This is a genomic window from Pseudomonas sp. JE3303, from assembly GCF_056312565.1.
Genome location: NZ_JBWGIF010000011.1, coordinates 1 through 24612 on the forward strand (window position 1 = coordinate 1; position 24612 = coordinate 24612).

Annotated in this window: 22 protein-coding genes; 9 read left to right on the forward strand and 13 right to left on the reverse strand. The window is 63.4% G+C overall.

What is annotated here, in order from left to right; genetic code table 11:
• From AC0ZZU_RS16310 to AC0ZZU_RS16325, 4 genes are all read right to left on the reverse strand, one after another.
• Window positions 1–449, reverse strand: a 449-nt coding sequence (locus tag AC0ZZU_RS16310) for a dihydrodipicolinate synthase family protein (RefSeq protein ID WP_476342082.1), incomplete at its 3' end; no start/stop codon positions are given.
• 72 nt (window positions 450–521) lie between these two features.
• A complete protein-coding gene (locus tag AC0ZZU_RS16315; protein ID WP_476342084.1) occupies window positions 522–1850 on the reverse strand; it encodes an MFS transporter in 1329 nt (442 codons plus the stop codon).
• 187 nt (window positions 1851–2037) lie between these two features.
• Complete coding sequence (locus AC0ZZU_RS16320) at window positions 2038–3357, reverse strand: NAD(P)/FAD-dependent oxidoreductase (protein WP_476342085.1); 1320 nt, start codon at window positions 3355–3357, stop codon at window positions 2038–2040.
• 84 nt (window positions 3358–3441) lie between these two features.
• Window positions 3442–4164, reverse strand: coding sequence for a GntR family transcriptional regulator (locus AC0ZZU_RS16325; RefSeq protein WP_476342087.1), 723 nt, complete (start codon window positions 4162–4164; stop codon window positions 3442–3444).
• Between the two features lie 289 nt (window positions 4165–4453).
• Here AC0ZZU_RS16325 and AC0ZZU_RS16330 point away from each other — a divergent pair, with 289 nt between their 5' ends.
• From AC0ZZU_RS16330 to AC0ZZU_RS16350, 5 genes are all read left to right on the forward strand, one after another.
• Window positions 4454–5506, forward strand: coding sequence for a GlxA family transcriptional regulator (locus AC0ZZU_RS16330; protein WP_476342360.1), 1053 nt, complete (start codon window positions 4454–4456; stop codon window positions 5504–5506).
• A gap of 165 nt (window positions 5507–5671) precedes the next feature.
• Complete coding sequence (locus AC0ZZU_RS16335; protein ID WP_476342088.1) at window positions 5672–6268, forward strand: paraquat-inducible protein A; 597 nt, start codon at window positions 5672–5674, stop codon at window positions 6266–6268.
• Entirely contained in the window at window positions 6265–6909 is a 645-nt protein-coding gene (locus tag AC0ZZU_RS16340) for a paraquat-inducible protein A (RefSeq protein ID WP_476342090.1), read from the forward strand. The genes AC0ZZU_RS16335 and AC0ZZU_RS16340 overlap by 4 nt, the downstream gene beginning before the upstream one ends.
• Window positions 6890–8545 (forward strand): PqiB family protein, encoded by a 1656-nt coding sequence (locus tag AC0ZZU_RS16345; RefSeq protein WP_476342091.1) that lies wholly within the window; start codon window positions 6890–6892, stop codon window positions 8543–8545. The genes AC0ZZU_RS16340 and AC0ZZU_RS16345 overlap by 20 nt, the downstream gene beginning before the upstream one ends.
• 16 nt (window positions 8546–8561) lie before the next feature.
• The gene (locus tag AC0ZZU_RS16350; RefSeq protein ID WP_476342092.1) at window positions 8562–9137 is read left to right on the forward strand and encodes a PqiC family protein; all 576 of its coding nucleotides are present in this window, start codon (window positions 8562–8564) and stop codon (window positions 9135–9137) included.
• A 161-nt stretch (window positions 9138–9298) separates the two neighbouring features.
• Here AC0ZZU_RS16350 and AC0ZZU_RS16355 read toward each other — a convergent pair whose 3' ends face one another.
• A complete protein-coding gene (locus tag AC0ZZU_RS16355) occupies window positions 9299–9946 on the reverse strand; it encodes a TetR/AcrR family transcriptional regulator (protein ID WP_476342093.1) in 648 nt (215 codons plus the stop codon).
• Window positions 9947–10285: 339 nt separating this feature from the next.
• Here AC0ZZU_RS16355 and AC0ZZU_RS16360 point away from each other — a divergent pair, with 339 nt between their 5' ends.
• Window positions 10286–11686: an MFS transporter gene (locus AC0ZZU_RS16360; RefSeq protein ID WP_476342094.1), complete on the forward strand. Its 1401-nt coding sequence runs from the start codon at window positions 10286–10288 to the stop codon at window positions 11684–11686.
• Here the strand turns inward: AC0ZZU_RS16360 and AC0ZZU_RS16365 are convergent.
• The 7 genes from AC0ZZU_RS16365 to AC0ZZU_RS16395 all read right to left on the reverse strand — a co-directional run bounded on the left by AC0ZZU_RS16365 (window position 11637) and on the right by AC0ZZU_RS16395 (window position 20194).
• The gene (locus AC0ZZU_RS16365) at window positions 11637–12515 is read right to left on the reverse strand and encodes a DMT family transporter (protein WP_476342095.1); all 879 of its coding nucleotides are present in this window, start codon (window positions 12513–12515) and stop codon (window positions 11637–11639) included. The two genes, AC0ZZU_RS16360 and AC0ZZU_RS16365, sit on opposite strands and share 50 nt — an antisense overlap.
• A 116-nt stretch (window positions 12516–12631) precedes the next feature.
• Window positions 12632–14026, reverse strand: a complete 1395-nt coding sequence (gene cysG, locus AC0ZZU_RS16370; protein ID WP_476342096.1) for a siroheme synthase CysG — start codon at window positions 14024–14026, stop codon at window positions 12632–12634.
• Window positions 14027–15307, reverse strand: coding sequence for a serine--tRNA ligase (serS, locus tag AC0ZZU_RS16375; RefSeq protein WP_476342097.1), 1281 nt, complete (start codon window positions 15305–15307; stop codon window positions 14027–14029).
• A gap of 17 nt (window positions 15308–15324) precedes the next feature.
• Window positions 15325–15699 carry a fluoride efflux transporter CrcB gene (crcB, locus tag AC0ZZU_RS16380; protein WP_476342098.1) on the reverse strand — a complete coding sequence of 125 codons (375 nt, stop codon included), beginning with the start codon at window positions 15697–15699 and terminating at the stop codon, window positions 15325–15327.
• Window positions 15696–17021 carry a replication-associated recombination protein A gene (locus AC0ZZU_RS16385; RefSeq protein ID WP_476342100.1) on the reverse strand — a complete coding sequence of 442 codons (1326 nt, stop codon included), beginning with the start codon at window positions 17019–17021 and terminating at the stop codon, window positions 15696–15698. The genes crcB and AC0ZZU_RS16385 overlap by 4 nt, the downstream gene beginning before the upstream one ends.
• An 18-nt stretch (window positions 17022–17039) precedes the next feature.
• On the reverse strand, window positions 17040–17663 hold the full coding sequence (lolA, locus tag AC0ZZU_RS16390; protein ID WP_476342101.1) for an outer membrane lipoprotein periplasmic chaperone LolA: 624 nt from the start codon (window positions 17661–17663) through the stop codon (window positions 17040–17042).
• A gap of 62 nt (window positions 17664–17725) precedes the next feature.
• Window positions 17726–20194: a DNA translocase FtsK gene (locus tag AC0ZZU_RS16395; protein WP_476342102.1), complete on the reverse strand. Its 2469-nt coding sequence runs from the start codon at window positions 20192–20194 to the stop codon at window positions 17726–17728.
• Between the two features lie 289 nt (window positions 20195–20483).
• Here AC0ZZU_RS16395 and aat point away from each other — a divergent pair, with 289 nt between their 5' ends.
• From aat to infA, 3 genes are all read left to right on the forward strand, one after another.
• Window positions 20484–21164, forward strand: a complete 681-nt coding sequence (aat, locus tag AC0ZZU_RS16400; protein ID WP_476342104.1) for a leucyl/phenylalanyl-tRNA--protein transferase — start codon at window positions 20484–20486, stop codon at window positions 21162–21164.
• A 55-nt stretch (window positions 21165–21219) separates the two neighbouring features.
• On the forward strand, window positions 21220–21927 hold the full coding sequence (locus AC0ZZU_RS16405) for an arginyltransferase (protein WP_476342105.1): 708 nt from the start codon (window positions 21220–21222) through the stop codon (window positions 21925–21927).
• A 102-nt stretch (window positions 21928–22029) separates the two neighbouring features.
• Entirely contained in the window at window positions 22030–22248 is a 219-nt protein-coding gene (gene infA / locus AC0ZZU_RS16410; protein WP_002553999.1) for a translation initiation factor IF-1, read from the forward strand.
• An 81-nt stretch (window positions 22249–22329) separates the two neighbouring features.
• Here infA and clpA read toward each other — a convergent pair whose 3' ends face one another.
• Complete coding sequence (clpA, locus tag AC0ZZU_RS16415) at window positions 22330–24600, reverse strand: ATP-dependent Clp protease ATP-binding subunit ClpA (protein ID WP_476342107.1); 2271 nt, start codon at window positions 24598–24600, stop codon at window positions 22330–22332.
• Between the last annotated feature and the right edge of the window lie 12 nt (window positions 24601–24612).

Genomic DNA, 24612 nt, shown 5'->3' on the forward strand with positions numbered 1-24612 from the left:
TCGAAGAATTCCTCGCCCATGCTCACGCCCATGCGGCCGGGGTAGTTGTAGAGCATGATCGGCAGGCCGGCGGCCTGGTCCACGGCTTTGACGTGGATGGCGATTTCCTGCTGGGTCGGCAGCGCGTACGGCGGGGTGCCGACCAGCAGCGCATCGGCGTTGATTTCCCTGGCGTGCCTGGCGAAGGCAACGGCGTCTTCGGTGCGGATGCCACCGGTGCCGACGATCAGCGGCAGGCGGCCGTTCAACACATCCTTCGCCTGGGCGGCGAGGTCGAGGCGCTCTTGAGTCGTGTGGGCGTAGTACTCGCCGGTGGAGCCGCCGATGATCACGCCATGGATACCGGACTCGACCAGGTAGTCCAGGACCTCGGCAAAGGCTGCCTTGTCGATGCTGCCGTCGGCGCCCAGTGGGGTGATCGCCGGGGTGTAGATGCCTTCAAATTTCACGATGGATGCTCCTTGTGTACCAATTCATGGATGCGGGCCGCGCAGGCTCAGTTGCCCCGCGGCAATTGCACATCAGGCAAGGGAAGCTGCCTGCTGCAGGTTGAGCGAACGGGTTTCGGGGGCCAGCACAAAGGCGAACGCCAGCCCGACCAGGGTCACGATGGCCGCGGCGTACATGGTGAAAGCGATGCCGTAGCTATCCAGCGCCATGGGTACCAGCCAGGTACCGACGGCGGCGCCAATGCGCGACATCGAGGTGCCAACGCCCACGGCGCATGCGCGGATCTCGGTGGGGAACAGTTCGTTGGGGTAGACCAGCTGGAGCACCTGGGCGCCGCCGATAAACAGTGCATAGGCTCCGAACAGGCCCAGTACCACCACCTCGGAACCGGCGTGGAACGTGCCCAGGCCCAGCAGCGCCAGGCCAGACCAGAAGAAGCTGTAGATCAGCATGCTGCGCCGGCCCAAGGTATTGATCAGGCGGGTGGCAACAATGCAGCCGACCACGAACAGCAGCGTGATCGCTACCGACCCGAACGAGGCCCAGTCGCCCTTGAGATTCAACGCGGCCAGCACCTTGGGCGCGAAGGCGTATACGGCAAACACGGGGATGACCGAGCAGGTCCAGAACATGGTGACGAAGAGCATGCGCTTGCCATACCCGGAATGCAGCAGGCTGAGGAAGGACAGGCGCTTGACCTCGGGCTCTTCGGGTAGGTTGCGCAGCGAGAAGGCTTTGCCATAGACGGACTTGATGACGGCCTCGGCGTCGGCCACGCGGCCTTTGCTCAGCAGCCAGCGAGGCGATTCCGGGGTGCCGACGCGCAGGAGAAGCAGCACGGCGCCAATGACGACAGGGCTGGCCAGCACCAGCCGCCAGGCCTCTTCTCCGCCATTGCGCAGCAGGTAGTCACCGATGATGTAGGCAAATGCCGCACCGGCGAACCAGAGAATGGTCAGGGCGGCCAGCCGCGGCCCACGGTTTTTCTTTGGCAGGAACTCGACCAGCAACGAGGTGGCGACCGGGTACTCGATGCCCACCGCGATGCCGATCAGGAACCGCAAGAGAAACAACGTGACCCCGGACTCGACCCAGTATTGGGTTACTGAGCCAAGCATGAACAGCGCAGGCCCTACGAAGAAGATCAGCTTGCGGCCAAAACGGTCGGTCAGCCAGCCGCCCAGAAAGCCGCCAAAGAAAATGCCGATCAGCGCCGAGGCGGCGATCATGCCCTGCCAGAAGCTGGTCAGGTTCAGGCCAGCGGACATCTGCACCATGGCCACGCCAATGATGCTCAGCACGTAACCATCCACGAAAGAGCCACCACCGGAACGCACGGTGAGAAGCTGGTGGAAGCGATTGAGCGGTACGTCTTCAACGGAAACATTTGGATTTGTCATTGTTTTCTCCTGCCAATACTGAAAGCCGCGCTGATCTGAGGCCGAGCGAGTCCGCGGCACTGAAAACGAAGTTCAGTCCGGTTGACCCAGCGTCATGCCGATCAGTGAATTACAAGCAATAAGGTGCGCAGGCTGGCCAGTCAATGCCCAGCGTTGTATCAACTCCCTCTAATATGAAACCTGTCCTTCAACTTTCCTGCCCCGCCCGGTATTGCCCCCATTTCAGGTTCATGTTGACGCCTAGTGAAACCAGGGGCGCCGGTGGATTCGCGCAAGGACCCGGTGAGTCGAGCACAAAGTCGATGAGTTCGCTGCGTTGTCCGGCCAGCCAATCGGCGAGCAACTTGCCCGTGGCCGTGCCACGGGTAATACCCAGGCCATTGCAGCACAACGCGCCATAAACGTTGTTGGCCAACTCGCCGAAATAACCGAGGTGATTACGCGACAATGCAAGTGCGCCACCCCAGGTATATTCGAATTGAAGTTGCGGCAACATCGGGAAGCGTCGCTCGAATGAAGCGCGGTGGCGACTCGCGAAGCGCTCGAGGTACTTGGGATTGCTGCGCCCGTCAGGGTTGAAGCTGAAGCTGTTGCGGATCAGCAGCCGATTGTCGGGGGTGCGCCGTACGGTAGTGCCGAACGGATCGGCCGGGATCACGCCCCAGTAGGGTTTGCCGCCAAGCTGAGTCTGCTCTTCCACGGTCATCTGACGGGTCAGGCTGGCGTAGGTGAAGACCGGGAGCATGCGGCCCTTGAGGAAGCCGAAATGGGTACCGAACGCGTTGTTGCAAAGGAGCAGCTTGTCGGCGGTGATCGAGCCGTTGGCGTGGCGCAGCACGGTCTTGGTGCCGTACTCCACATCGGTGATCGGAGTGTTTTCGTAAAGGGTCACGTTGGACGGCAGGCTGTCGGCCAGGCCCTTGACCAGCGCCGAGGGCTGCACCAGAGAAGTGCCAGGCGTGAACAGTGCCTTGCGATAGAAGCCCGTGCCGATGTGCCCGGGCAGGTCATCGCCCTCGATCATCTGGTAAGGCTGGTCCAGCTTGTCCAGACCGCGGCGATAGGCTTCGAGCACCGCGATGCCGCGACCCTCGACAGCAGCCTGGTACTTGCCGCAGTGCTTCATCTGGCAGTCGATGCTGTAGCGCTCGACCAGTTCCTTGAGAAATGACTGGCCACTGAGGTTGAGCTTGAGCGTGGTCCTGGCAATGCCGATGTCGCCGATATAGTCCTCGGCGCCGATATCATGTGGCAGGTCGATGGCGAACCCCGCATTGCGGCCGGCGGTGCCGTAACCGACCTCCTGGGCTTCCACCAGCAGTATCTGCTGGTCCGGGAAGTGGCTGGCCAGCTGGCGAGCGGCGGCAAGGCCGGTATAGCCGGCACCGATGATCACCCAGCGGGCGCTGCTGTTGCCACTGTGCGGCGCCTTTGGCTGACGGCCTTTGCTCAGGTGGTACCAGCCACAGGTTTTATCATCGGCCGGCAACGAGGTTATTTTTGTCATTTCTTGAACCTGGATATTGTTGTTAGCGTTCGAGCATCGGTTCCTGCCCTGCCCTTTCTACAAGTGCGGGGTGCATATGAATCTTCAATAGTGCAGTGCTACTTCCATCCCTTCCGGTGCCGCGTATTCGGCCATGCGTCGACGTGACAATTCAAAGTGCGCCCGCACCAGTTGCCCGGCGGTCTGCGGATCGCGCCGCTCGATCGCTTCGATCATCTGGTCATGTTGGTCGCAGGCAAGCTCAAGGTCGCGCTGCATGTCGTCGGTGGTGGGGTGGCGGTAGAAGATCTTGCCCAGGCGGGTATGGTCGATGAGCAATCGACGCAGGCTGGGCATGAGGTAATCGTTGTGCGCCATCTTGCCGATCTCGAGATGGAAGGCGTCGTTGTAAAGCACGCGCATCTCGACGTCGCGCTCTTCCATCGCCTGGCGGAACAGCGCCTGGATGCCCTTGAGCACTTCGATTTCGCTGCCGGTGGCGTGGGTCGCGGCCAGCTGGGTAGTGGCGACGTAGATCAGCGGTGCAGCCAGGAAGAAGCTGTGCAGCGATTCATGGTTCATGGCCGCGACGCGCGGTGCGCGGTTGGCCTCGAGCTCAATGTAGCCTTCAGCTGCGATCTGGCGCAGCAACTCGCGAACGGGCGGCCGCGACAGGCCGAACTCGTCGCACAGGGCAAGCTCATCGACCACCGAGCCTGGCGCCATCTCCATGCTCAGGATGCGCCGGCGCAGGGCCTCGGCCAGTACGCCCTTGCGGTCCACGGGCGGTTCGACGGTGATTTGTTGGACATCAGCGATGGCTTTCATAGCAGCCTTTTTCGTTGTCATGGGTCTGTGTCTACAATTTGTATAACGACTATATTGGAGCATAAGACAATGTGTCTACAGCTTTCTCGATGAGCGGCGCTAGCGGACATTTGTGGTCCATACGCGACATTCAATGTGCTGATTGTCCCTGAAAAAATTATGTATACACAAAGAATACAAATCCAATTGACTGCTTTCGGAACCCATGCGAGCCTGCTGCGAAATCTGGGCCTGGCGCGACAAAAGCGCGCAGGCGTTTCGTTGCCATCTGCATGCGAGTAAGCAACCCGTGGTCTTGCGACGGTCATTCAGCACTGCCCTCAAGGGGCAAAACCAGCGCTTCATCGAGCCTCAGCCTGGCGCTCGGCATCACCAGGCACGGATCGGCTTTCTGCTGCTGGAGCATTTCTCCCTGCCCGCCTTCACCCAGGCGCTGGACACCTTGGTCACCGCCAACCTGATCCAGCCGGGCGCGTTCGCGACCACGACTTTCACCGTCAACGGCACCTCGGTCACGAGCGACCTGGGCCTGGTTATCTGCCCGGATGGCGTGCTGGAACCCGGCCAGTTCGAAGCACTGGACCTGCTGGTGGTCTGCGCTGGCTTGCGTACGACACTGCGCGCCAACGCCGAGTTGAGTCATTGCCTGCAAGCGGCGGCGAAAAAAGGCGTGACCCTGGCGGGCCTGTGGAATGGTGCGTGGTTTCTGGGCCAGGCGGGCTTGCTGGACGGCTACCGCTGCGCGGTACACCCCGAGCACCGCGCAGCGGTGGCGGAGATCGCCAGTGCGAGCCAGGTATCAAGCGAAAGCTTCGTGGTCGACCGCGACCGCCTGACCGCCGCCAGTCCCGCCGGGGCGTTCAACATGGTGCTGGAGTGGATCGGCAAGGGCCATGGCGCGGAGCTTGTGGAAGCGGTGGTCAATATCCTGGCCTTCGAGGTAACGCGCTATCGCCGGGTACAGCCGACGGTGCAAGCCAACATCAGCGAGCCGCTGCGCGAAGCGATCAAGCTGATGGGCGCAAATCTTGAAGAGCCCCTGAACCAGGACCAGCTTGCCTCTTACGTGGGGCGTTCGAAAAGGCAGATCGGCCGGCTGTTCCAGCTGCAGTTGCAAATCACCCCGGTGCGCTATTACCTGGAACTGCGCATTACCGAGAGCAGACGCCTGCTGCAGTACTCCGACCTGCCGATCCTGGATGTCGCGGTGGCCTGCGGCTTCGTCTCGGCCAGCCACTTCAGCAAGTGCTATGCCTCGTTCTATGGCCACAGCCCCTCGCGTGAAATCCGCTACGGCTGCATCAAGGCCGCAGCGCGCAAGCAGGCGCCGCTGCCCCACTGAGTCAGCCCGTCCGAGCTACCGCGCCCAGGAATTTGCCGAGAGTTGCTTGGACGGGCCGTTGCGGTGGTTGGGAAGGACGCCGTACTCGCCCCTGCGCAACTTGCCTATTCACCACACACTTCTATATTCAGTGAGGCCATTCCCGTCTCCAGTCGAGCGCGCTCCATGGATACCCCTGAGCGATTGATCATCTGCGAGCACTGCGACTGCGTTTACCAGAGCGTGACGCTCGCGCGGCATCAGAAAACCCTCTGCCTGCGCTGCGGCGCGGTGCTGCAGCGCTATAGCGGCCTCACCACCCAGCAGCGCCTGGCGCTGAGCTGCGCGGCGGCGGTGTTCTGGCTGTTCGCCAACTTCTATCCTGTGATGAGCATCAGCCTGAAGGGCCTGAAAAACAGCGCGACGCTGTGGGACTCGGTGTTGGCGCTCAGCCAGGGGCCGATCACGTTCATCGCCATGGTCGCTGCAATCTCGATCATCATCGCTCCGGCTTTCCAGCTGGTGCTGTTGATCTGGGTACTGGGCTTCGCCCTCGCCGCCCGGCGTTCACCGGGCTTTACCCTGTGCATGCGCTGGCTGGAAACCTTGCGGCCGTGGAGCATGCTGGAGGTGTGCCTGCTTGGCGCGCTGGTGGCGGTGTTCAAGCTGGCCGGGATGCTCGATGTGCTGCCGGGCATCGGCTTGCTCGCCCTGGCGGTGCTCAGCCTGCTGCTGATTCGCATCGCAGGGCGTGATGTCCGCGATCTGTGGGAGGTCCTGTGACCCGGCCGCCGACCGCTGGCGAGCTGGGCCTGTGCCTGTGTCACAGCTGCGGGCTGGCCTGCGACATGACCGGGGAGCCCAGTCACTGCCCCCGGTGCGACGCACCGCTGCACCGGCGCAAGCCTGATTCGCTCAACCGCACCTGGGCCTACCTGCTCGCGGCCCTGGCGTTCTACGTCCCCGCCAACCTGCTGCCGGTGATGAACACCGTGATGCTCGGCAGTGGCGCCGACAGCACCATCATGAGCGGTGTGATCGAATTCTGGCAGCATGGGGCCTGGGACATTGCCCTGATCATCTTCATTGCCAGCATCGCGGTGCCTGGAGTGAAGTTCGTGGTGCTGTCGCTGCTGCTGATCACCGTGCAACGGGGCAGTGCCTGGGCCCGCCCTGAGCGCGCGAAGCTGTACCGCTTCGTCGAGCTGATCGGATACTGGTCGATGCTCGACGTGCTGGTGGTCGCGCTGGTCGCCGCCCTGGTGAAGTTCAAGGCCCTGGGCGATATCGAGCCGCGGGTGGGCATCCTGTTCTTCGGCCTGGTCGTGGTCTTTACCATGCTCTCGGCGATGAGCTTCGACCCGCGGCTGATCTGGGATTCCCCACCTTCCAAGGAGCACCCGGATGCCGCCCGTAGCCACTGAGCAACCGTCCCCACCCGGCGAGGCCAAGGTTCGCACACGCCGTTTCAATATCTCACTGGTGTGGATCGTGCCGATCGTCGCGGTGCTGGTGGGACTATCGCTGGTGGTGCACAACGCATTGCAGGAAGGCCCGACCATTACCCTGACGTTCAAGACCGGCGCGGGCCTGACCGCCAACAAGACCGAAGTGCGCTACCGCAACGTGGTGATCGGCCACGTCACCGAGGTAGCCCTGAGCGATGACCAGCGCAGTGTCAACGCCACGGTCAAGCTGGACAAGCAGGCTGAGGGCTTCACCCGCAAGGACTCCAAGTTCTGGGTGGTGCGCCCGCGCATCGGCGCTGGCGGTGTGTCGGGCATCGATACCCTCCTCTCGGGTGACTACATCGGCGCCGACATCGGCCAGTCCGAGAATCGCGTCCGGCGCTTCACGGGGCTGGAGAACCCGCCGCCGATCACCTACGGCGAGCCAGGCAAGCATTTTTTCCTGCACACCCAGGACCTGGGCTCGCTGGATATCGGCTCACCGGTGTACTACCGCAGGATCCCGGTAGGGCAAGTGGTCGCCTATGCCTTGAGTGCCGACGGCAACGGCGTCGATGTCGAGGTGTTCATCCATGCTCCGAACGATGCCTTCGTCACCCAGAACAGCCGGTTCTGGAACGCCAGCGGAATCGAGGTGGAAGTGGGCGCCAATGGCTTTGCGGTACGCACCGAATCGCTGTCCTCGATGCTGGTCGGCGGTATTGCCTTCCGCGCCCCGGACTACAGCCCGGAGGACACCGCCGCAGCTGAAAACCAACGTTTCGAGCTGTTCGCCGATCAGCAAGGCGCGCTGGCGCCGCCGGCTGGCAAGGCGCAGTACCTGCGGCTGCGCTTCGACCAGGCCATGCGCGGGCTCAAGGTGGGCGCACCGGTGGAGTTCCTCGGTATCGAGATGGGCCGTGTGGTCTCGGTCAACCTGGACTTCGATGAGCGCACCCGCAGCTTCCCGGTGAATGTCGGCATCCTGATCTACCCGCAGCGCCTGGGCCAGGCCCACGTGAAGCTGCTCAAGGCACTCAAGCACGACCCTTCGGACGAAGCCGCCACCGGCCGCCTGCTGGCCACCTTCGTGGACAATGGCCTGCGCGCCCAGGCCCGCAGCGGCAATCTGCTCACTGGCCAGCTCTACATTGCCCTGGACTTCTTCCCCAAGGCCCCCAAAGCCGTCTTCGACGCGGATGCCAGGCCGTTCGCCATTCCCACCGTGCCGGGCAGCCTCGAGCTATTGCAAGAGCAGCTGCAGGCCGTGGTCGACAAGCTCAACAAGCTGCCGATCGAGCGCATCGCCGGCAACCTGGACAGTAACCTCGTCGAGCTGCGCAAGGGCCTGGCACAGTTCAACGCCAAGACATTGCCCGGTGTTCAGAGCACGCTTGGGGACGTGCGCAAGACCCTGCAGTCGGCCACGTCGACCCTGGCCGAGGACTCACCCCAACGCGAGCAGCTCGGGCGCACCCTCGACGAGCTGGGGCGCATGTCGCGCTCACTGCGTGAGCTCTCGGACTACCTCGGCCGCCACCCCGAATCGCTGATCCGTGGCCGCCCGGAAAACGCCGAGCCGATCGACTTGCAGGCGCCGCCGCGCAACTGACCCTTGGAGCATTGCCATGACCCGCGTGCAGAAGTTGTCGATGTTCATTGCGCTGCTGTCTCTCGGCGCCTGCCGCAGCGATCCGATCCAGTTCCACACCCTGACCCCTGCCCAACCGGGTCCCGCGTCGCCATCGGCGGGCAGTGAGATCCAGATCGAGAGTATCAGCGTGCCACCCCAGGTCGACCGCCCGCAGATCGTCATCCGCCAGGGCAACAGCGGCCTGGCGATCCTGGAGACACAGTGGTGGGGCGCGAGCCTTGTCGACGAGCTGCGCAGCGCTCTGGTCGATCAATTGAGCAATACCCGGCCTGGCCAGGGATTGTCGCTGCGCCTGGACGTGCAGCGCTTTGATTCAATTCCTGGGCAATACGCCTTGATGGACGCCAAGTGGCGCCTGCGCTCCAGGGATGCCAGCGGCACGCTGACCTGCCGCAGCACACTGCAGACCCGCGCTGGCGCTAGCATCGATGACGTGGTGATGGCGCAGCAGGACAATGTCAGGCGGCTGGCGTTGATGATCAGCCAGGCCGCTGTGGGTGGCCGCAAGGTCTGCCCGACGGTGCCAGCGCCTATGGAGTCCGCGCGGTAATCGCCCGGATCTCCCAGGCGATCGGACGCGCAGCGGCGGTAAGCCTGTATCCACGGGCTATCAGGCAAATCGAAGCAGCAGGATTTACGGCCGCTGTGCGGCCGATCGCGGCACGAGGCCGCTCCCACAGGATGGAATGACCTGCACCAAACGAAGACTTTTTACACCTTGATATACCGCAGCACCGCCTCGCACAGCATTTCCTTGTGCCGGGCCTTGATCGCTTCATCCGACAGCTCGACCTGGAAGATCTCGCTGATGGTGTGGCGGTTCGACACGCGGTAGAAACTGAAGGAGCTCATCAGCATGTGCACGTCCAGCACTTCGATGCCGGGGCGGAACACGCCCTCTTCCTCGCCGCGCCGCAACACCTGGCCCAGCGCTTCCAGCACCTGGCTGCTCATCTCGCGGATCACGGGAGACTGCTTGACGAACTCGCCGTAGTGAATGTTCTCGGTGCTGACGATGCGCACGAAATCGACGTTGCTGTCGTGGTGGTCGAAGGTGAACTCGACCAATCGGCGGATCGCCAGCTCCGCCGGCAGAGACTCCAGCTCAAGGCTGTGCTCGGTGCGGCGGATATCTCCGTAGAGCTTGACCAGTACCTCGACGTAGAGCTGCTCCTTGCTGCCGAAGTAGTAGTAGATCATGCGCTTGGAGGTGGCGGTGCGCTCGGCAATTGCATCCACCCGGGCACCTGCCAGTCCTTGCTGGACGAACTCGGTGATGGCGGCCTGGAGGATATCCTCGCGGGTTTTCTCGGGGTTGTTCTTGCGCGACTTGCGCGCCCCCTCTTGGGAAACACTCATACCGACTCACAGGCTGTTTATAGGAATGTCAGTGATTATCCGTGAGCCAGGCGGCGCAGGGAAGCTCACACCTCAGAACTGGAGTGTCTGGCACGATCGATTATTCGCGGGTAAAGTCGCCCTCCCAATAACGTGTACGAAACGGTTAGTTTTTATGTTCGATTATCGAACATTAGCTCTCTAGTGAATTGACCCTGTTTTGAGCCATGCGCAACCATTGCGCTCGATCGCAGGCCAACCGACCGGTGCCTGACTGCCTTCTTCCGGTCATTGGGCAGTTCCTGGGAAGGCAGGCCCAGCGTCACCACATGATAAATTCAACAATACGGGTACCCGCACATGGCCAGTTCCATTTCCCAAGCCAAGAAAGCAACCGCCAGCGGGTGGATAGGCTCGGCGCTCGAGTACTACGACTTCTTCATCTATGCCCAGGCGGCAGCGCTGATCTTTCCGCAGATCTTCTTCCCTGACACCGACCCCAAGATGGCCATCATTGCCTCCCTTGCCACCTACGGCGTCGGCTATCTCGCACGTCCCGTGGGCGCCGTCGTCCTGGGCCATTGGGGTGACACCCGCGGGCGCAAGAACGTCTTGCTGCTGTGCATGTTCCTGATGGGCCTCTCGACCATGGCCGTGGGCCTGCTGCCAACCTATGCGGACATCGGCATCCTTGCGCCCGCACTGCTGGTGGTCCTGCGACTGGTGCAGGGTTTCGCAGTGGCTGGGGAGATTGCCGGGGCCAGCTCGATGATCATGGAGCATGCGCCCGCCGGCCGGCGCGGCTACTACGCGAGCTTTACCCTGCAGGGCGTGCAGGCAGGCCAGGTGATGGCCGCCGCGGTGTTCCTGCCACTGGCCTACTTCATGCCAAGCGAGGCCTTCCACGAATGGGGCTGGCGCGTGCCGTTCCTGCTGAGTGCCGTGGTCCTGGTGGCCGGCTTCGTCATCCGCCGCGAAGTCCACGAGACGCCCGCCTTCGTACAGGAGGAGAACCGGCAGAAAGTTGCCAAGTCGCCCCTTGGCGAGGCGTTCCGGCATAGCTGGAAGTGCATGGTGCTGGTGATGTTCATGGCCCTGATGAACGTGATCCCGGTGGTCGCGACCATCTTCGGCGCCGCGTACGCGGTACAGCCCGCCTACGGGATCGGCTTCGACAAGAGCGTGTACCTGTGGATCCCCGTGGTGGGCAACATTGTCGCGGTGCTGGTGATTCCCTTCGTCGGCAACCTGTCGGACAAGATCGGCCGTCGCCCGACCATGATCGCGGGCTGCCTGGGATCGGGCCTGCTGGCCTTTGTCTACCTGTACGCGATCAGCATCCACAGCGTGCCGCTGGCGGTCCTCACCTCGATATTGATGTGGGGCCTGGCCTACCAGGGCTACAACGCGGTGTTCCCCAGCTTCTATCCTGAGCTGTTCCAGACCCGCTACCGCGTCACGGCCATGGCCATCGCCCAGAACAGCGGCAGCATGATCAGCGCCATGTTGCCCGCGCTGTTCGCCACTATTGCGCCGCCAGGGTCAGACAACGTCCCGGTGCTGATCGGCAGCCTGGCGTTCCTGATTACCTGCATCTGCGCGTTGGCCGCCTACATCGCCCCGGAAACCCACCACCTGGCAATGGAAGAACTCGGCCACCCGCAGGCGCGGTCGAACAAAGCGGTGGACGAGGCAGGGCGCAATGGACGCCTTACTTGCCCCGCTGCATCCACGCCGCGCCCAGCCCGCTCAGGCAGATGATGGCGATGCCGACCAGGCTGGTGCTGTCAGGCACCTGGGCGAAGATCAGCAGTCCCAGCAGCCCGGCAAAGACAATCTGGCAATAGCCGAACGGCGCCAGCAATGCTGGCGCTGCAAAGCGGAAGGCCTGGGTGAGCAGCAGGTGTGCAGTCATCCCGCAGCCCCCCAGGGCCAGCATCAGCAGACCATGCTCCAGGCTCGGCAACTGCCAGAAGAACGGCACCAGCGCGGTCATCACCACGGTATTGCACAGCCCGGCGAGAAAGTTGCTGGTGGTAGGGCTGTCGTGGGCCGCCAGCTTGCGGGTCAGGATCTGGTAGATGCAGAACCCCATGGCCGAACCAAACGGAAACAGGATCGCCGGGGTGAACAGCTCGCCACCCGGGTGCACCACCACCAGTACACCGGCGAAGCCCAGCACCACCGCCACCCACTGCCCTACCGTGACGTGTTCCTTGAGCAGCGGCACGGACAGCGCCGTGACCAGCACTGGAGCCAGGAAGTTGACCGCGGTGGCCTCGGCCAGCGGCAGGTACTGCAGGCCTGAGGTAAACAGCAGACTGGTGCTGAGCAGGCTCAGGGCGCGCACCAGCTGAAGACCAGGGCGTCTGGTACGCAGCACGTGCAGGCCAGCCTTGGGCAGGAAGATCCCGGCCATCAGCAAGGTGTGCACTACGTAGCGTGCCCAGACCACCATGACCACGGGGTAGATACCGCCGAGAAACTTCGACAACGCATCGTGGCTGGCAAACAGGAACGTGGCCATTACCACCAGCGCGATACCGCGCAGTGGTTGGTTGACTCCGGACAGCGGCGTGCTGGAACTCATGGCGTACTCGAGATGGGGTTCGCGGTAGGTGTGTATTGTTCATCAAATCGAGCGCCGCACAGGCGGCGCTCGATCTCGTGGGCGCTGCACATCCCAGGACAAGCACCCGTGAAAACCTACACCTCCCCCTGGCTCCCCTCGAACCACGCCAGCTTCTCGCGCAACTGCACCACTTCGCCAACGATCACCAACGTCGGCGCATGCACCTCGTGGCGACCCACCAGGTCTGGCAGGTCGGCCAGGGTGCCGGTAAATACCCGCTGGTTGCGGGTGGTGCCTTGTTGCACCAGCGCTGCCGGGGTACTGGCGGCGCGGCCGTGGCGAATCAGTTCGGCGCAGATGGTCGGCAAGCCCACCAGGCCCATGTAGAACACCAGAGTCTGGGCAGGTGCGACCAGGTCATGCCAAGGCAGGTTGCTGGTGCCATCCTTGAGGTGGCCCGTCACGAAACGCACGGACTGGGCATAGTCGCGGTGGGTCAGCGGGATGCCGCCATAGGCGGAGCAGCCGCTGGCCGCGGTAATCCCGGGCACGACCTGGAATGGAATTCCCTCCTCGGCCAGCTCTTCGATCTCTTCACCGCCACGGCCGAAGATGAACGGGTCGCCACCTTTGAGGCGCAGCACTCGCTTGCCCTGACGGGCGAGATCCACCAGCAGGCGGTTGATCTGCTCTTGAGGCACGGCGTGGTCGGAGCGGCGCTTGCCGACATAGATCCGCTCGGCATCGCGCCGGCACATCTCGATGATCGCCGGTGCAACCAAGCGGTCGTAAAGCACCACGTCGGCCTGCTGCATCAGGCGCAAGGCTCGGAAAGTGAGCAGGTCCGGATCACCCGGGCCGGCACCGACCAGATACACCTCGCCACCTTGCTGGGCAGGCGCGCCATCGACCTTGGCCTGCAGCAGGCGTTCCGCTTCGGCGCCCTGGCCGGCCAGCTGGCGTTCGGCGATCGGCCCCTGGAACACGTCCTCCCAGAAACCGCGGCGCTGGTTGACGTCGGGGTATAGCTCCTTGACCTTGTGGCGGAACCGCGCGGCCAGGCCGGCCAGTTCGCCATAGGCGGATGGAATCCAGGCCTCGAGCTTTGCACGGATCAAGCGGGCCAGCACCGGCGCGTCGCCGCCACTGGACACCGCGACTACCAGGGGCGAACGGTCGACGATCGCCGGGAAGATCACCGTGCACAGCGCGGGGGCATCCACCACATTGACCGGCAGGTTGCGCTGCTGGGCATCGGCGGAGACCTGGGCGTTCAGTGCCGGGTCATCGGTGGCGGCAATCACCAGCCTGCACCCGTCCAGGTCCTGCAGCTGATAGCCGCGCACCCGCACCTCGCCACCGCCCTCACGGGCCAGCGTCGAGAGTTGACCCTCCACCTCGGGCGCGACCACGCGCAGCGCGGCGCCGGCGTCGGCCAGCAAGCGCGCCTTGCGCAGGGCGATCTCACCACCGCCGACAACCAGCACGCGGCTGCCCTGCAGCTTGTGGAACAGCGGCAGGTAGTCCATTTAGCGGATCACCTCAAGGCCGCCCATGTACGGCTTGAGCACCTCCGGCACGCGGATCGAACCGTCGGCCTGCTGGTAGTTCTCCAGCACCGCCACCAGGGTGCGGCCTACCGCGAGCCCCGAGCCATTTAGGGTATGTACCAGCTCCGGCTTGCCGGTTTCAGGGTTGCGCCAGCGAGCCTGCATGCGGCGGGCCTGGAAGTCGCCGCAGTTGGAGCACGACGAGATTTCGCGGAACTTGTCCTGGCTCGGCACCCACACTTCGAGGTCGTAGGTCTTGACGGCGCTGAAGCCCATGTCACCGGTACACAGGGACAGCACGCGGTACGGCAGCTCAAGGGCCTGCAGCACGCGCTCGGCGTTGGCGGTAAGGCCTTCGAGGGCTTCCATCGACTGGTCGGGCGCGACGATCTGCACCATCTCGACCTTGTCGAACTGGTGCTGGCGGATCATGCCGCGGGTGTCGCGGCCCGATGCACCGGCTTCGCTGCGGAAGCAGGGGGTATGGGCGACGAACTTGATCGGCAGTTGCTTGGCGTCGAGGATCTCGCCAGCCACGATGTTGGTCAGCGACACTTCGGCGGTCGGGATCAGGTAGAAGTCAGCCTCGCCTTCGCGGCTGATCTTGAACAGGTCTTCCTCGAACTTGGGCAGCTGGCCAGTGCCCTGCAGGGCCGGGGCCTGGACCAGGTACGGGGTATAGGTTTCCTCGTAGCCGTGCTCGCTGGTGTGCAGGTTGATCATGAACTGTGCCAGGGCGCGGTGCAGGCGGGCAATCGGGCCGCGCAGCAGGGCAAAGCGGGCGCCAGAGAGCTTGGCTGCGGTCTCGAAGTCCAGGCCGCCGCTGAGCTCGCCCAGGGCCACATGGTCCTTGACCTCGAAATCGAACTGGCGCGGGGTGCCCCAGCGGCGCACTTCGACGTTGGCGTCTTCGTCCGCGCCAACGGGCACGCTGGCGTCCGGCAGGTTCGGAATGCCCAGCACGATCGCATCGAGCTCGGCCTGGATGCCGTCCAGCTCGGTCTTGCCACTGGCCAGCTCCCCAGCCATGCGCTCGACGTCAGCCATCAGCGGAGCGATGTCTTCGCCACGGGCCTTGGCCTGGCCGATGGACTTGGAACGGGCGTTACGCTCGGCCTGCAGTTGCTCGGTACGGGTCTGCACCGCCTTGCGGCGCTCTTCCAGGGATTCGATGCGCGCGACATCCAGGCTGAAGCCACGGGAGGCCAGGCGGTCCGCCACTTCCTGAAGTTGGCCGCGTAACAGTTTGGAATCGAGCATATCGTTTTCTCGTTGGTTCAGAATTTGGTCAGATACAGGCCGGCCCAGGTCGCTAGCAGCCCGCCCAATACGCTGGCTGCAGCATAACCGAAGGCCAGCGGCGCCTGCCCGCTTTCGAGCAGGCGCACGGTATCCAGTGAAAAGGATGAAAAGGTGGTCAGTCCGCCGACAAAGCCGACGATCAGGCCCGCGCGCAATTCCATCGGCACCCCGGGACGGTTGAGAAACAGCCCGTACAGTACGCCGATGATCAGGCAGCCAACCAGGTTGACGCCAAGGGTAGCGAGATAGAAGTGCCGTGGCCAGTGGGCACTGACCCAATTACCCGCAGCAAAGCGCAGCAAGGTCCCCGCGACGCCGCCGGCACTGACGGCCGCAACCAGTGCGATCATGGTTTTCGGCGCCGTACGGGACTGCTGCGGTCCAGTTCGGCGAGGTGGCGCAGCTTCTCGCCGATCTTCAGCTCGAGGCCGCGCGGCACCGGCTGGTAGTAAGGGCGCGGTTCGAGCTGGTCGGGAAAATAGTCTTCGCCGGCGGCGTAGGCGTCAGGTTCGTCGTGGGCATAGCGGTACTGCTCGCCATAGCCCAGCTGTTTCATCAGTTTGGTCGGGGCATTGCGCAGGTGCAGCGGCACCTCGAGCGAGCCGTGCTCGGCGGCTTCACGCATGGCGGTCTTGAAGCCCATGTACACTGCGTTGCTCTTTGGCGCGCACGCCAGGTAGATGATGGCCTGGGCTACCGCCAGCTCACCTTCGGGGCTGCCCAGTCGCTCCTGCACGTCCCACGCCGACAGGCACAGGCTCAGGGCCCGGGGGTCGGCATTGCCGATGTCTTCGCTGGCCATGCGCACCACGCGCCGGGCGATATACAGCGGGTCGCAGCCGCCATCGATCATGCGCGCGTACCAATACAGCGCGCCGTCGGGGTTGGAGCCGCGCACCGATTTGTGCAGCGCCGAAATCTGGTCGTAGAAGGCCTCACCGCCCTTGTCGAAGCGCCGGCGGCTGTCGCCGAGCAGGCTTTGCAGCAGCTCGACGCCGATTTCGCCCCCGTCCTCGGCCAGGTCGGAAGCGTTTTCGAGGAAATTGAGAATACGCCGGCCATCACCATCGGCGGCCGCCATGAGCATCCTGAAGGCGTCGTCACCGATCCGCAGCTGGCGCTTGCCCAGGCCGCGCTCTTCGGTGAGGGCGCGGTCGACCAGCTTGCGCAGGGCGGCCTCGTCCAGGCTCTTGAGCACGTAGACACGTGCCCGCGACAGCAAGGCGTTGTTGAGTTCGAACGAGGGGTTCTCGGTGGTGGCGCCGATGAAGATCAGCGTGCCGTCTTCGACAAAGGGCAGGAAGGCATCCTGTTGCGACTTGTTGAAACGGTGCACTTCGTCGACGAACAGGATGGTGCGCCGGCCATATTGCGCGGCCTGCTGCCTGGCCACCTCGACCGCCTGACGGATCTCCTTCACCCCCGCCAGCACCGCCGAGACCGTCTCGAAGTGCGCGTCGCAGAACTGCGCCAGGAGCCGCGCCAGCGTCGTCTTGCCGACCCCGGGCGGTCCCCAGAAGATCATCGAGTGCAGCGCGCCCTGTTCCAGCGCTTCACGCAGCGGCTTGCCCCGCGCCAGCAGGTGCTCCTGGCCGACGTACTCGTCCAGGTTGGCCGGGCGCAGGCGCGCGGCCAGGGGCTGGGCTACAGGCTCGCTTCGAAACAGGTCCATGGCTGGCTCTCTGGTCTCTTATTCCTGGATGACGTCCGCGCCTTCCGGAACCTTGAACTGGAACTGGCTCGCCGGGATGGCCTCATTGGCCCTTACCCCGTTGAACAGGATGTTGGTGCGCTGACCGACACTATCGATCAACTGCATGTCGTTGATCAGGCCACTGCGGAACGACACCCGCAGGGAGTCGAACAGGGTGTCCTTGGTCTTGGGCTTCAAGGTGAAGTCCATGACGTTGCCCTGCTCCTTGGAAGTAATGTCGAAGCTCTCGCTGATCTTCGACACGTCGCCAGACAGCAGCAGCGCCGGCGTCTGGTTGAGACGGGCATCGAGCTTCTTGACGGTGGCCTGTTCAAGGTCCGGGTCCCACAGGGTGACCATCTTGCCGTCGGACACCACTACCTGCTCCTGGGGAGCATCGGTGTGCCAGTAGAACAGGCCTGGGCGCTTGACCGACATCTGCCCCTGGGTTTCCTGCAGACTCGTGCCACCGGCGTCCAGGGTAAGTTGCGAGAAACGGGCGGTGATGGTCTGCGACTTCTCCAGCAGCTGGGTCAGGCGCGCCACGTCTTTTTCATCGGCATGGCCCACCAGGGGCGCCATGACCAGGGCAGAAACCAACAGCATGCGAATCGCGCGCATGGAAATCCTCGTTGAACAGTGAATGGGCCGGGCACCGCCATCGGCGCCCGGCAGGTTGATCATCAATCGCGCGGCCCGCCCGGGGCAATCACTTCACGCGAGCCGTTGCTGTTCATGGGGGTGACCACGCCGGCCATCTCCATCGACTCGATCATCCGCGCGGCGCGGTTATAGCCGATCTTGAGCTTGCGCTGGACCGCGGAAATGGACGCGCGACGGCTTTCGAGCACGAACTGCACGGCTTCGTCGTACAGGGCATCGGCTTCCGGATCATCGCCGTCGCCGCCACCGCTGCCGCCATCGAAGCCGCTGCCGGCTTCCTCGACACCGCTGAGGATGTCGTCGTTGTAGTCCGGCGCGCCGCGCTGCTTCCAGGCCTCGACCACGCGGTGCACTTCTTCGTCGGAGACGAAGGCGCCGTGGACGCGAATCGGCAGGCTGGTGCCCGGCGGCATGTAGAGCATGTCACCGTGCCCGAGCAACTGTTCGGCGCCACCCTGGTCGATGATGGTCCGCGAGTCGATCTTGCTCGACACCTGGAACGCCATGCGGGTCGGGATGTTGGCCTTGATCAGGCCGGTGATCACGTCGACCGACGGACGCTGGGTGGCGAGGATCAGGTGGATACCCGCGGCCCGCGCTTTCTGGGCGATACGTGCGATGAGCTCTTCGACCTTCTTGCCGACGATCATCATCATGTCGGCAAACTCGTCGACCACCACCACGATGGTCGGCAGTGTCTTCAGCAGCGGCGGCACGTCATCCATGCTTTCGCGCTTGAACATCGGGTCGTAGATCGGCTCGCCCGCCTCCTCGGCGTCCTTGACCTTGCGGTTGAAGCCGGCCAGGTTACGCACGCCCATGGCCGCCATCAGCTTGTAGCGCCGTTCCATCTCGGCGACGCTCCAGCGCAGGGCGTTGGCGGCGTCCTTCATGTCGGTGACCACCGGGCACAGCAGGTGCGGGATGCCCTCGTAGATCGACAGCTCGAGCATCTTCGGGTCGATCATGATCAGCTTGGCGTCTTCGGGCCCTGCCTTGAACAGGATCGACAGGATCATCGCGTTGACGCCCACCGATTTACCGGAACCAGTGGTACCGGCGACCAGCAGGTGCGGCATCTTGGCAAGGTCGGTGATCACTGGCTTGCCACCGATGTCATGACCCAGGGCCATGGTGACCGGCGACTTGGCCTCTTCGTACTGGGTCGACGACAGCACCTCGGAGAACCGCACGATCTGGCGGTCTTCGTTGGGGATCTCGATCCCCACGGTGGTCTTGCCCGGGATCACCTCGACCACCCGCACGCTGGTCACGGCCAGCGAACGCGCCAGGTCCTTGGCCAGGTTGGAGATACGGCTGACCTTGACCCCTGCCGCTGGCTGGATCTCGTAGCGGGTAATCACCGGTCCTGGATGGATGGAGTCGACCGACACTTCGACGCCGAACTCCTTGAGCTTGATTTCCAGCAGGTTGCCCACGCCAGCCAGGGACTCTGGCGAGTAGTTGACCTTCTTCGCCTCCGCAGGGTCGAGGATCGAGATCGGAGGCAGCGTGCCCTGGACGGCGCTGTCGACAAACTGATGCGCAGGTTTTTCCTTGGCCACGCGTCTGGCTGGCTCTGGGACGCTGGCGGCGGACGGCATGATCACCGGCGCCGGCCTCGATACTGGCGTGGGCGTGGGCGTGGGCGTGGGCGCTGCGGGAGCTGCCGAGAGCACCGTCGGCTGTACCCGCTCGCTCACGGGCTTGGCCACTGGCGGATCGCGGTCGGTGATGCGCTCGCGAGCCTTGACCTGCTCACGCTTCTCGGCCGCCATCGGGGCGGGGGCTTCATAGTCGTCAACCTCGCGCAGCTGTGCCACCAGGCGCTTGCGCTCGACACGCGCGGCCCACCAGCGGCTGGCGGCGCCCTGCACGAGTTCGAGCAGGTCGAGGGTGATCTTGCCGGTCATGTCCATCACCTTGAACCACGACAGGTCGGTGAACACGGTCAGGCCGAACAGGAACAAGGCAATGAATACCAGGGTGCTGCCCTGTACGTTCAGCAGGCTCTTGGCCAGGTCGCCCAGGCCTTCGCCCAGGGCACCGCCGGCGGAAAACGGCATGCTTTGCGGAGGGTGGAAATGAATGTGTGCCAGCGCCGCGCCCGACAGCACCAGGAACACCAGGCCGATCAGCCGCCACGAGAACAGCCAGCCGCTCCATTGCCACGGCTGGTGGCGCTCACGGAAGATCTGCCAGGTCTTGATCGCCAGCAGCAACGGGAAGATGTAGGCGAAGAAGCCCAGGACCATGAACATTATGTCGGCGAAGTACGCTCCGGCGCGGCCGGCGGCGTTCTGCACCTGCTCGGCGGCGCTGGTGTGGCTGAAGCCGGGATCGGACGTGTCGTAGGTCAGCAGGGCCATCCACAGGTACAGGCACAGGGCGCCGATGGCGATCAGTGCGCCTTCCTTGAGGCGGTAGTGCAACTGCTGGCGCCAGAGCGGCACGGGCAATGGGGGCGGGGTTGCGGTGGATTTCTTCAAAACGCGTCTATTCCTGCGCGTGGTGCGCGTCCAGCAGTGATCGACCCAGGTGAACGGTCAACGAATCACTACTTTTAACATTACTGCCCGTCCGCCGCCATGGCAGCTCGCCCGATGGAGGCTAAGGACGGGGCCGAATTCACGAGATGCAATTTGAGCATGCATTGTGTTTTGTGACAAAGGCTTATGCTGTGTTTTTACACAGTTGTTGAGCTGTAGGACCACAATTGTTGACCTTGGTTTCCGCTCGCGCCATGCTGACCCCCTCCCTCCCCCACCGCAAACGACCATGCTCACCTGGCTGACCCGCGACTCGCTGGCCTTTCCACCACTGGAAAAGGCGTTGCACGACCCTAATGGACTACTCGCCGCTGGCGGCGACCTGAGCGCCGAGCGCCTCGTCCAGGCCTACCGCCATGGCTGCTTCCCCTGGTACCAGGATGGCCAGCCGATTCTCTGGTGGTCGCCGGATCCCCGCACGGTGCTGCTGCCCGAAGAGCTGCACGTTTCCCGGTCACTGGCCAAGCTGCTGCGCCAGGGCCGTTACCAGGTGAGTTTCGACAGCGACTTCGCCGGGGTCATCAAGGCCTGCGCCGCGCCGCGGGACTACGCCGACGGCACCTGGATCACCGGCAGCATGCAGGCGGCCTACCATACCCTGCACGAGCGCGGCATCGCCCACTCGGTGGAGGTACGCCAGGATGGCGAACTGGTGGGCGGGCTCTACGGGCTGGCCATGGGCAGGCTGTTCTTCGGCGAGTCGATGTTCAGCCGGGCCGACAATGCATCGAAGGTCGGTTTCGTGACCCTGGTCGAGCATCTGCGCCTGGCCGGCTTCGTACTGATCGACTGCCAGATGCCGACTCACCATCTGCACAGCTTCGGCGCCCGCGGTATCAGCCGCGCGGACTTTGCCGACTACCTGGCGCGCTACCTCGACGAGCCAAACACGGCGACCTGGGTTCGCTAGGCGAGTTTTCCCAGCTGGCATACACTTAATGCAAAGTCTTTCCGAGGGGTTGATCATGACAGAGCTGGCGCGATTGAAGTTCTATGCCACTCAACCCCACTCCTGCAGCTATCTGCCCGAGGAACAGGCCACCACGCTGTTTCTCGACCCTAGCCAGCCGATGGATGTGCACGTCTATGCCGACCTTTCGGAGATGGGTTTCCGGCGCAGTGGCGACCACCTCTACCGCCCCCATTGCCAGCACTGCAACGCGTGCGTGCCGGCGCGCATTCCGGCTGCGCGCTTCATTCCCAACCGTCAGCAGCGGCGGATTCTCAAGCGCAACAGCGACCTGACGATCACCCCTGCCCGCCCCGCCTTCAAGGAAGAATACTTCGACCTCTACCGGCGCTACATCGAGCAGCGTCACGCCGATGGCGACATGTACCCGCCCAGCCGCGACCAGTTCGCCACGTTCCTGGTACGCGACCTGCCCTTCTGCTGGTTCTACGAATTCCGCCTGGACGGGCGGCTGCTGGCCGTCGCGGTCAGTGACTTGCTGCCCAACGGGCTGTCGGCGGTATACACGTTCTACGAGCCGGACGAAGAACGGCGCAGTCTCGGACGCTTCGCGATTCTCTGGCAGATTACCGAAGCGGTGCGCCAGGACCTGGACGCGGTGTATCTGGGCTACTGGATCAAGAACTGCAAGAAAATGAACTACAAGACCCAGTACCGCCCCATCGAGCTGCTGATCAACCAGCGCTGGGTGACCCTCAATTGAAAGCATTGGCTTGAACGGCAATTTTCGGGCATAATTCACGCCACTTTTTTTGCCCGGTACAGTCCTGTGTCGGGCCATACTGGACACCGAGGGCTTTACTGCATGTCGAAAGAAGACAGCTTCGAAATGGAAGGCACTGTCGTCGACACCCTGCCCAACACCATGTTCCGCGTGGAGTTGGAAAACGGGCACGTCGTAACCGCGCATATCTCTGGCAAGATGCGCAAGAACTACATCCGTATTCTCACTGGCGACAAGGTCCGCGTCGAACTGACGCCTTACGACCTGAGCAAGGGCCGCATCACCTACCGCGCCCGCTAAGCTCCAGCCATGAAAAAGCCCGGCCAATGTGCCGGGCTTTTTTGTGGGTCTGGCTTGGGGCCGCCAAGCGGCCCCAGTGCCTTACGCCATCTCCGCCGTGGTCTCGTAATCGAACACCAGCTCCTCGTCGCGCAGGTCCACATGCACCACACCGCCGTGCTCGGACAGCTCGCCGAAGAGGATCTCCTCGGCCAACGGCCGCTTGATCCGGTCCTGGATCAGTCGCGCCATTGGCCGCGCGCCCATCTGTACATCGTAGCCGCCGGCTGCCAGCCAGCTGCGTGCCGCATCACTGACCTCCAGCTGCACGCGCTTGTCTTCCAGCTGCGCCTGAAGCTCGGTAAGGAACTTGTCGACGATGCTCTTGATCGTCTCATGACTGAGACGGCCAAACTGGATGATGGTGTCCAGACGGTTGCGGAACTCCGGCGTGAAGCTCTTCTTGATCACTTCCATGGCATCGGAGGTGTGATCCTGCTGGGTGAAGCCGATCGAGGCCCGCGCGGCGGTTTCGGCACCGGCGTTGGTAGTCATGATCAGGATCACGTTGCGGAAGTCCGCCTTGCGCCCATTGTTGTCGGTCAGGGTCCCGTGGTCCATTACCTGCAGCAGCAGGTTGAAGACTTCAGGGTGGGCCTTTTCGATTTCATCGAGCAGCAACACACAGTGCGGCTGCTTGGTGATGGCTTCGGTCAGCAGACCGCCCTGGTCGAACCCGACGTAGCCTGGCGGGGCACCAATAAGCCGCGATACGGTATGGCGCTCCATGTACTCGGACATGTCGAAGCGTACCAGCTCGACGCCAAGCGACTTGGCCAGCTGCCGCGCAGCTTCGGTCTTGCCGACACCGGTTGGCCCTGCGAACAGGAACGAACCCACTGGCTTGTCCGGCGCCTTGAGCCCGGCACGGGACAGCTTGATGGCGGTGGCCAGCGAATCGATGGCGGCATCCTGGCCGAACACCGTCAGCTTCAGATCGCGCTCAAGGTTACGCAGCAGCTCCTTGTCGGAACTGGAGACATGCTTGGGCGGAATCCGGGCGATCTTGGCAACGATGTCCTCGACCTGAGGCACCTCGATACGCTTGACCCGCGAGGCTTCCGGCTGCAAGCGCTGGTAGGCCCCCGCTTCGTCGATGACATCAATGGCCTTGTCCGGCATGTGCCGGTCATTGATATACCGCGAGGCCAGCTCGGCGGCAGCCCGCAGGGCCTCGTCGCTGTACTCGATGTTGTGATGGGACTCGAAGCGCCCCTTGAGGCCGCGCAGGATCCCGATGGTGTCTTCCACCGACGGCTCGGAGACGTCGACTTTCTGGAAGCGCCGGGCGAGCGCCCGATCCTTCTCGAAAATGCCGCGGAACTCCTGGAAGGTGGTCGAGCCAATGCAGCGAATGTCACCCGACGACAGCAGTGGCTTGAGCAGGTTGGAGGCATCCATCACCCCACCAGACGCCGCACCGGCACCGATGATGGTGTGAATCTCGTCGATGAACAGGACCGCCTGCGGACGCTTGCGCAGCTCGCCCAGCAGCGCCTTGAAGCGCTTCTCGAAGTCGCCGCGGTATTTGGTGCCCGCCAGCAACGCACCGAGATCGAGGGAGTAGACGACGCTCTGGGCGAGCAGGTCAGGAACCTGGCCGTCCACGATGCGCTTGGCCAGACCCTCGGCGATGGCAGTCTTGCCGACGCCGGCTTCGCCTACCAGCAGCGGGTTGTTCTTGCGGCGCCGGGCAAGGATCTGCGCGACACGCTCGACCTCGAGCTCACGCCCGACCAGCGGGTCGATGCGCCCCTGGCGCGCCAGTTCGTTGAGGTTGCTGGCATAGGCATCCAGCGGGTTGCTCGATGAAGAGCTTTCGCCGCCCTCCTCGTCCTGCATTTCCTGGTCGTTTTCGGAATGCTCGCCGTGACCCGGCACCTTGGAGATACCGTGGGCGATGTAGTTGACCACGTCGATGCGGGCCACGCTCTGCTGCTTGAGCAGGAACACGGCCTGACTTTCCTGTTCGCTGAAGATCGCCACCAGTACATTGGCGCCGGTCACCTCACGTTTGCCAGAGCTCTGCACATGGAACACGGCACGCTGCAGCACGCGCTGGAACCCCAGGGTTGGCTGGGTCTCGCGATCCTCGTCATGAACGGGGATCAGCGGCGTAGTGGAGTCGATAAACTCTTGCAGGTCATGCTTGAGCTTGTCGAGGTTGGCGCCACAGGCGCGCAGAACGGTTGCGGCTGCTTCGTTGTCCAGGAGTGCCAACAACAGGTGTTCGACGGTCATGAATTCATGACGCTTCGAACGGGCCTCCTTGAAGGCCAGATTGAGGGTGACTTCGAGCTCGCGGTTTAACATAGCTTCACCTCA

Coding starts and splice junctions, on each gene's coding strand:
- AC0ZZU_RS16365 (WP_476342095.1), bottom strand. CDS start 12,515: ATGAGTTCCAGCACGCCGCTGTCCGGAGTCAACCAACCACTGCGCGGT.
- lolA (WP_476342101.1), bottom strand. CDS start 17,663: ATGCGCGCGATTCGCATGCTGTTGGTTTCTGCCCTGGTCATGGCGCCC.
- AC0ZZU_RS16320 (WP_476342085.1), bottom strand. CDS start 3,357: ATGACAAAAATAACCTCGTTGCCGGCCGATGATAAAACCTGTGGCTGG.
- crcB (WP_476342098.1), bottom strand. CDS start 15,699: ATGATCGCACTGGTTGCGGCCGTCAGTGCCGGCGGCGTCGCGGGGACC.
- AC0ZZU_RS16345 (WP_476342091.1), top strand. CDS start 6,890: ATGCCGCCCGTAGCCACTGAGCAACCGTCCCCACCCGGCGAGGCCAAG.
- aat (WP_476342104.1), top strand. CDS start 20,484: ATGCTCACCTGGCTGACCCGCGACTCGCTGGCCTTTCCACCACTGGAA.
- infA (WP_002553999.1), top strand. CDS start 22,030: ATGTCGAAAGAAGACAGCTTCGAAATGGAAGGCACTGTCGTCGACACC.
- AC0ZZU_RS16355 (WP_476342093.1), bottom strand. CDS start 9,946: ATGAGTGTTTCCCAAGAGGGGGCGCGCAAGTCGCGCAAGAACAACCCC.
- AC0ZZU_RS16350 (WP_476342092.1), top strand. CDS start 8,562: ATGACCCGCGTGCAGAAGTTGTCGATGTTCATTGCGCTGCTGTCTCTC.
- AC0ZZU_RS16385 (WP_476342100.1), bottom strand. CDS start 17,021: ATGGACCTGTTTCGAAGCGAGCCTGTAGCCCAGCCCCTGGCCGCGCGC.
- AC0ZZU_RS16405 (WP_476342105.1), top strand. CDS start 21,220: ATGACAGAGCTGGCGCGATTGAAGTTCTATGCCACTCAACCCCACTCC.
- AC0ZZU_RS16360 (WP_476342094.1), top strand. CDS start 10,286: ATGGCCAGTTCCATTTCCCAAGCCAAGAAAGCAACCGCCAGCGGGTGG.
- AC0ZZU_RS16325 (WP_476342087.1), bottom strand. CDS start 4,164: ATGAAAGCCATCGCTGATGTCCAACAAATCACCGTCGAACCGCCCGTG.
- AC0ZZU_RS16315 (WP_476342084.1), bottom strand. CDS start 1,850: ATGACAAATCCAAATGTTTCCGTTGAAGACGTACCGCTCAATCGCTTC.
- clpA (WP_476342107.1), bottom strand. CDS start 24,600: ATGTTAAACCGCGAGCTCGAAGTCACCCTCAATCTGGCCTTCAAGGAG.
- AC0ZZU_RS16335 (WP_476342088.1), top strand. CDS start 5,672: ATGGATACCCCTGAGCGATTGATCATCTGCGAGCACTGCGACTGCGTT.
- serS (WP_476342097.1), bottom strand. CDS start 15,307: ATGCTCGATTCCAAACTGTTACGCGGCCAACTTCAGGAAGTGGCGGAC.
- cysG (WP_476342096.1), bottom strand. CDS start 14,026: ATGGACTACCTGCCGCTGTTCCACAAGCTGCAGGGCAGCCGCGTGCTG.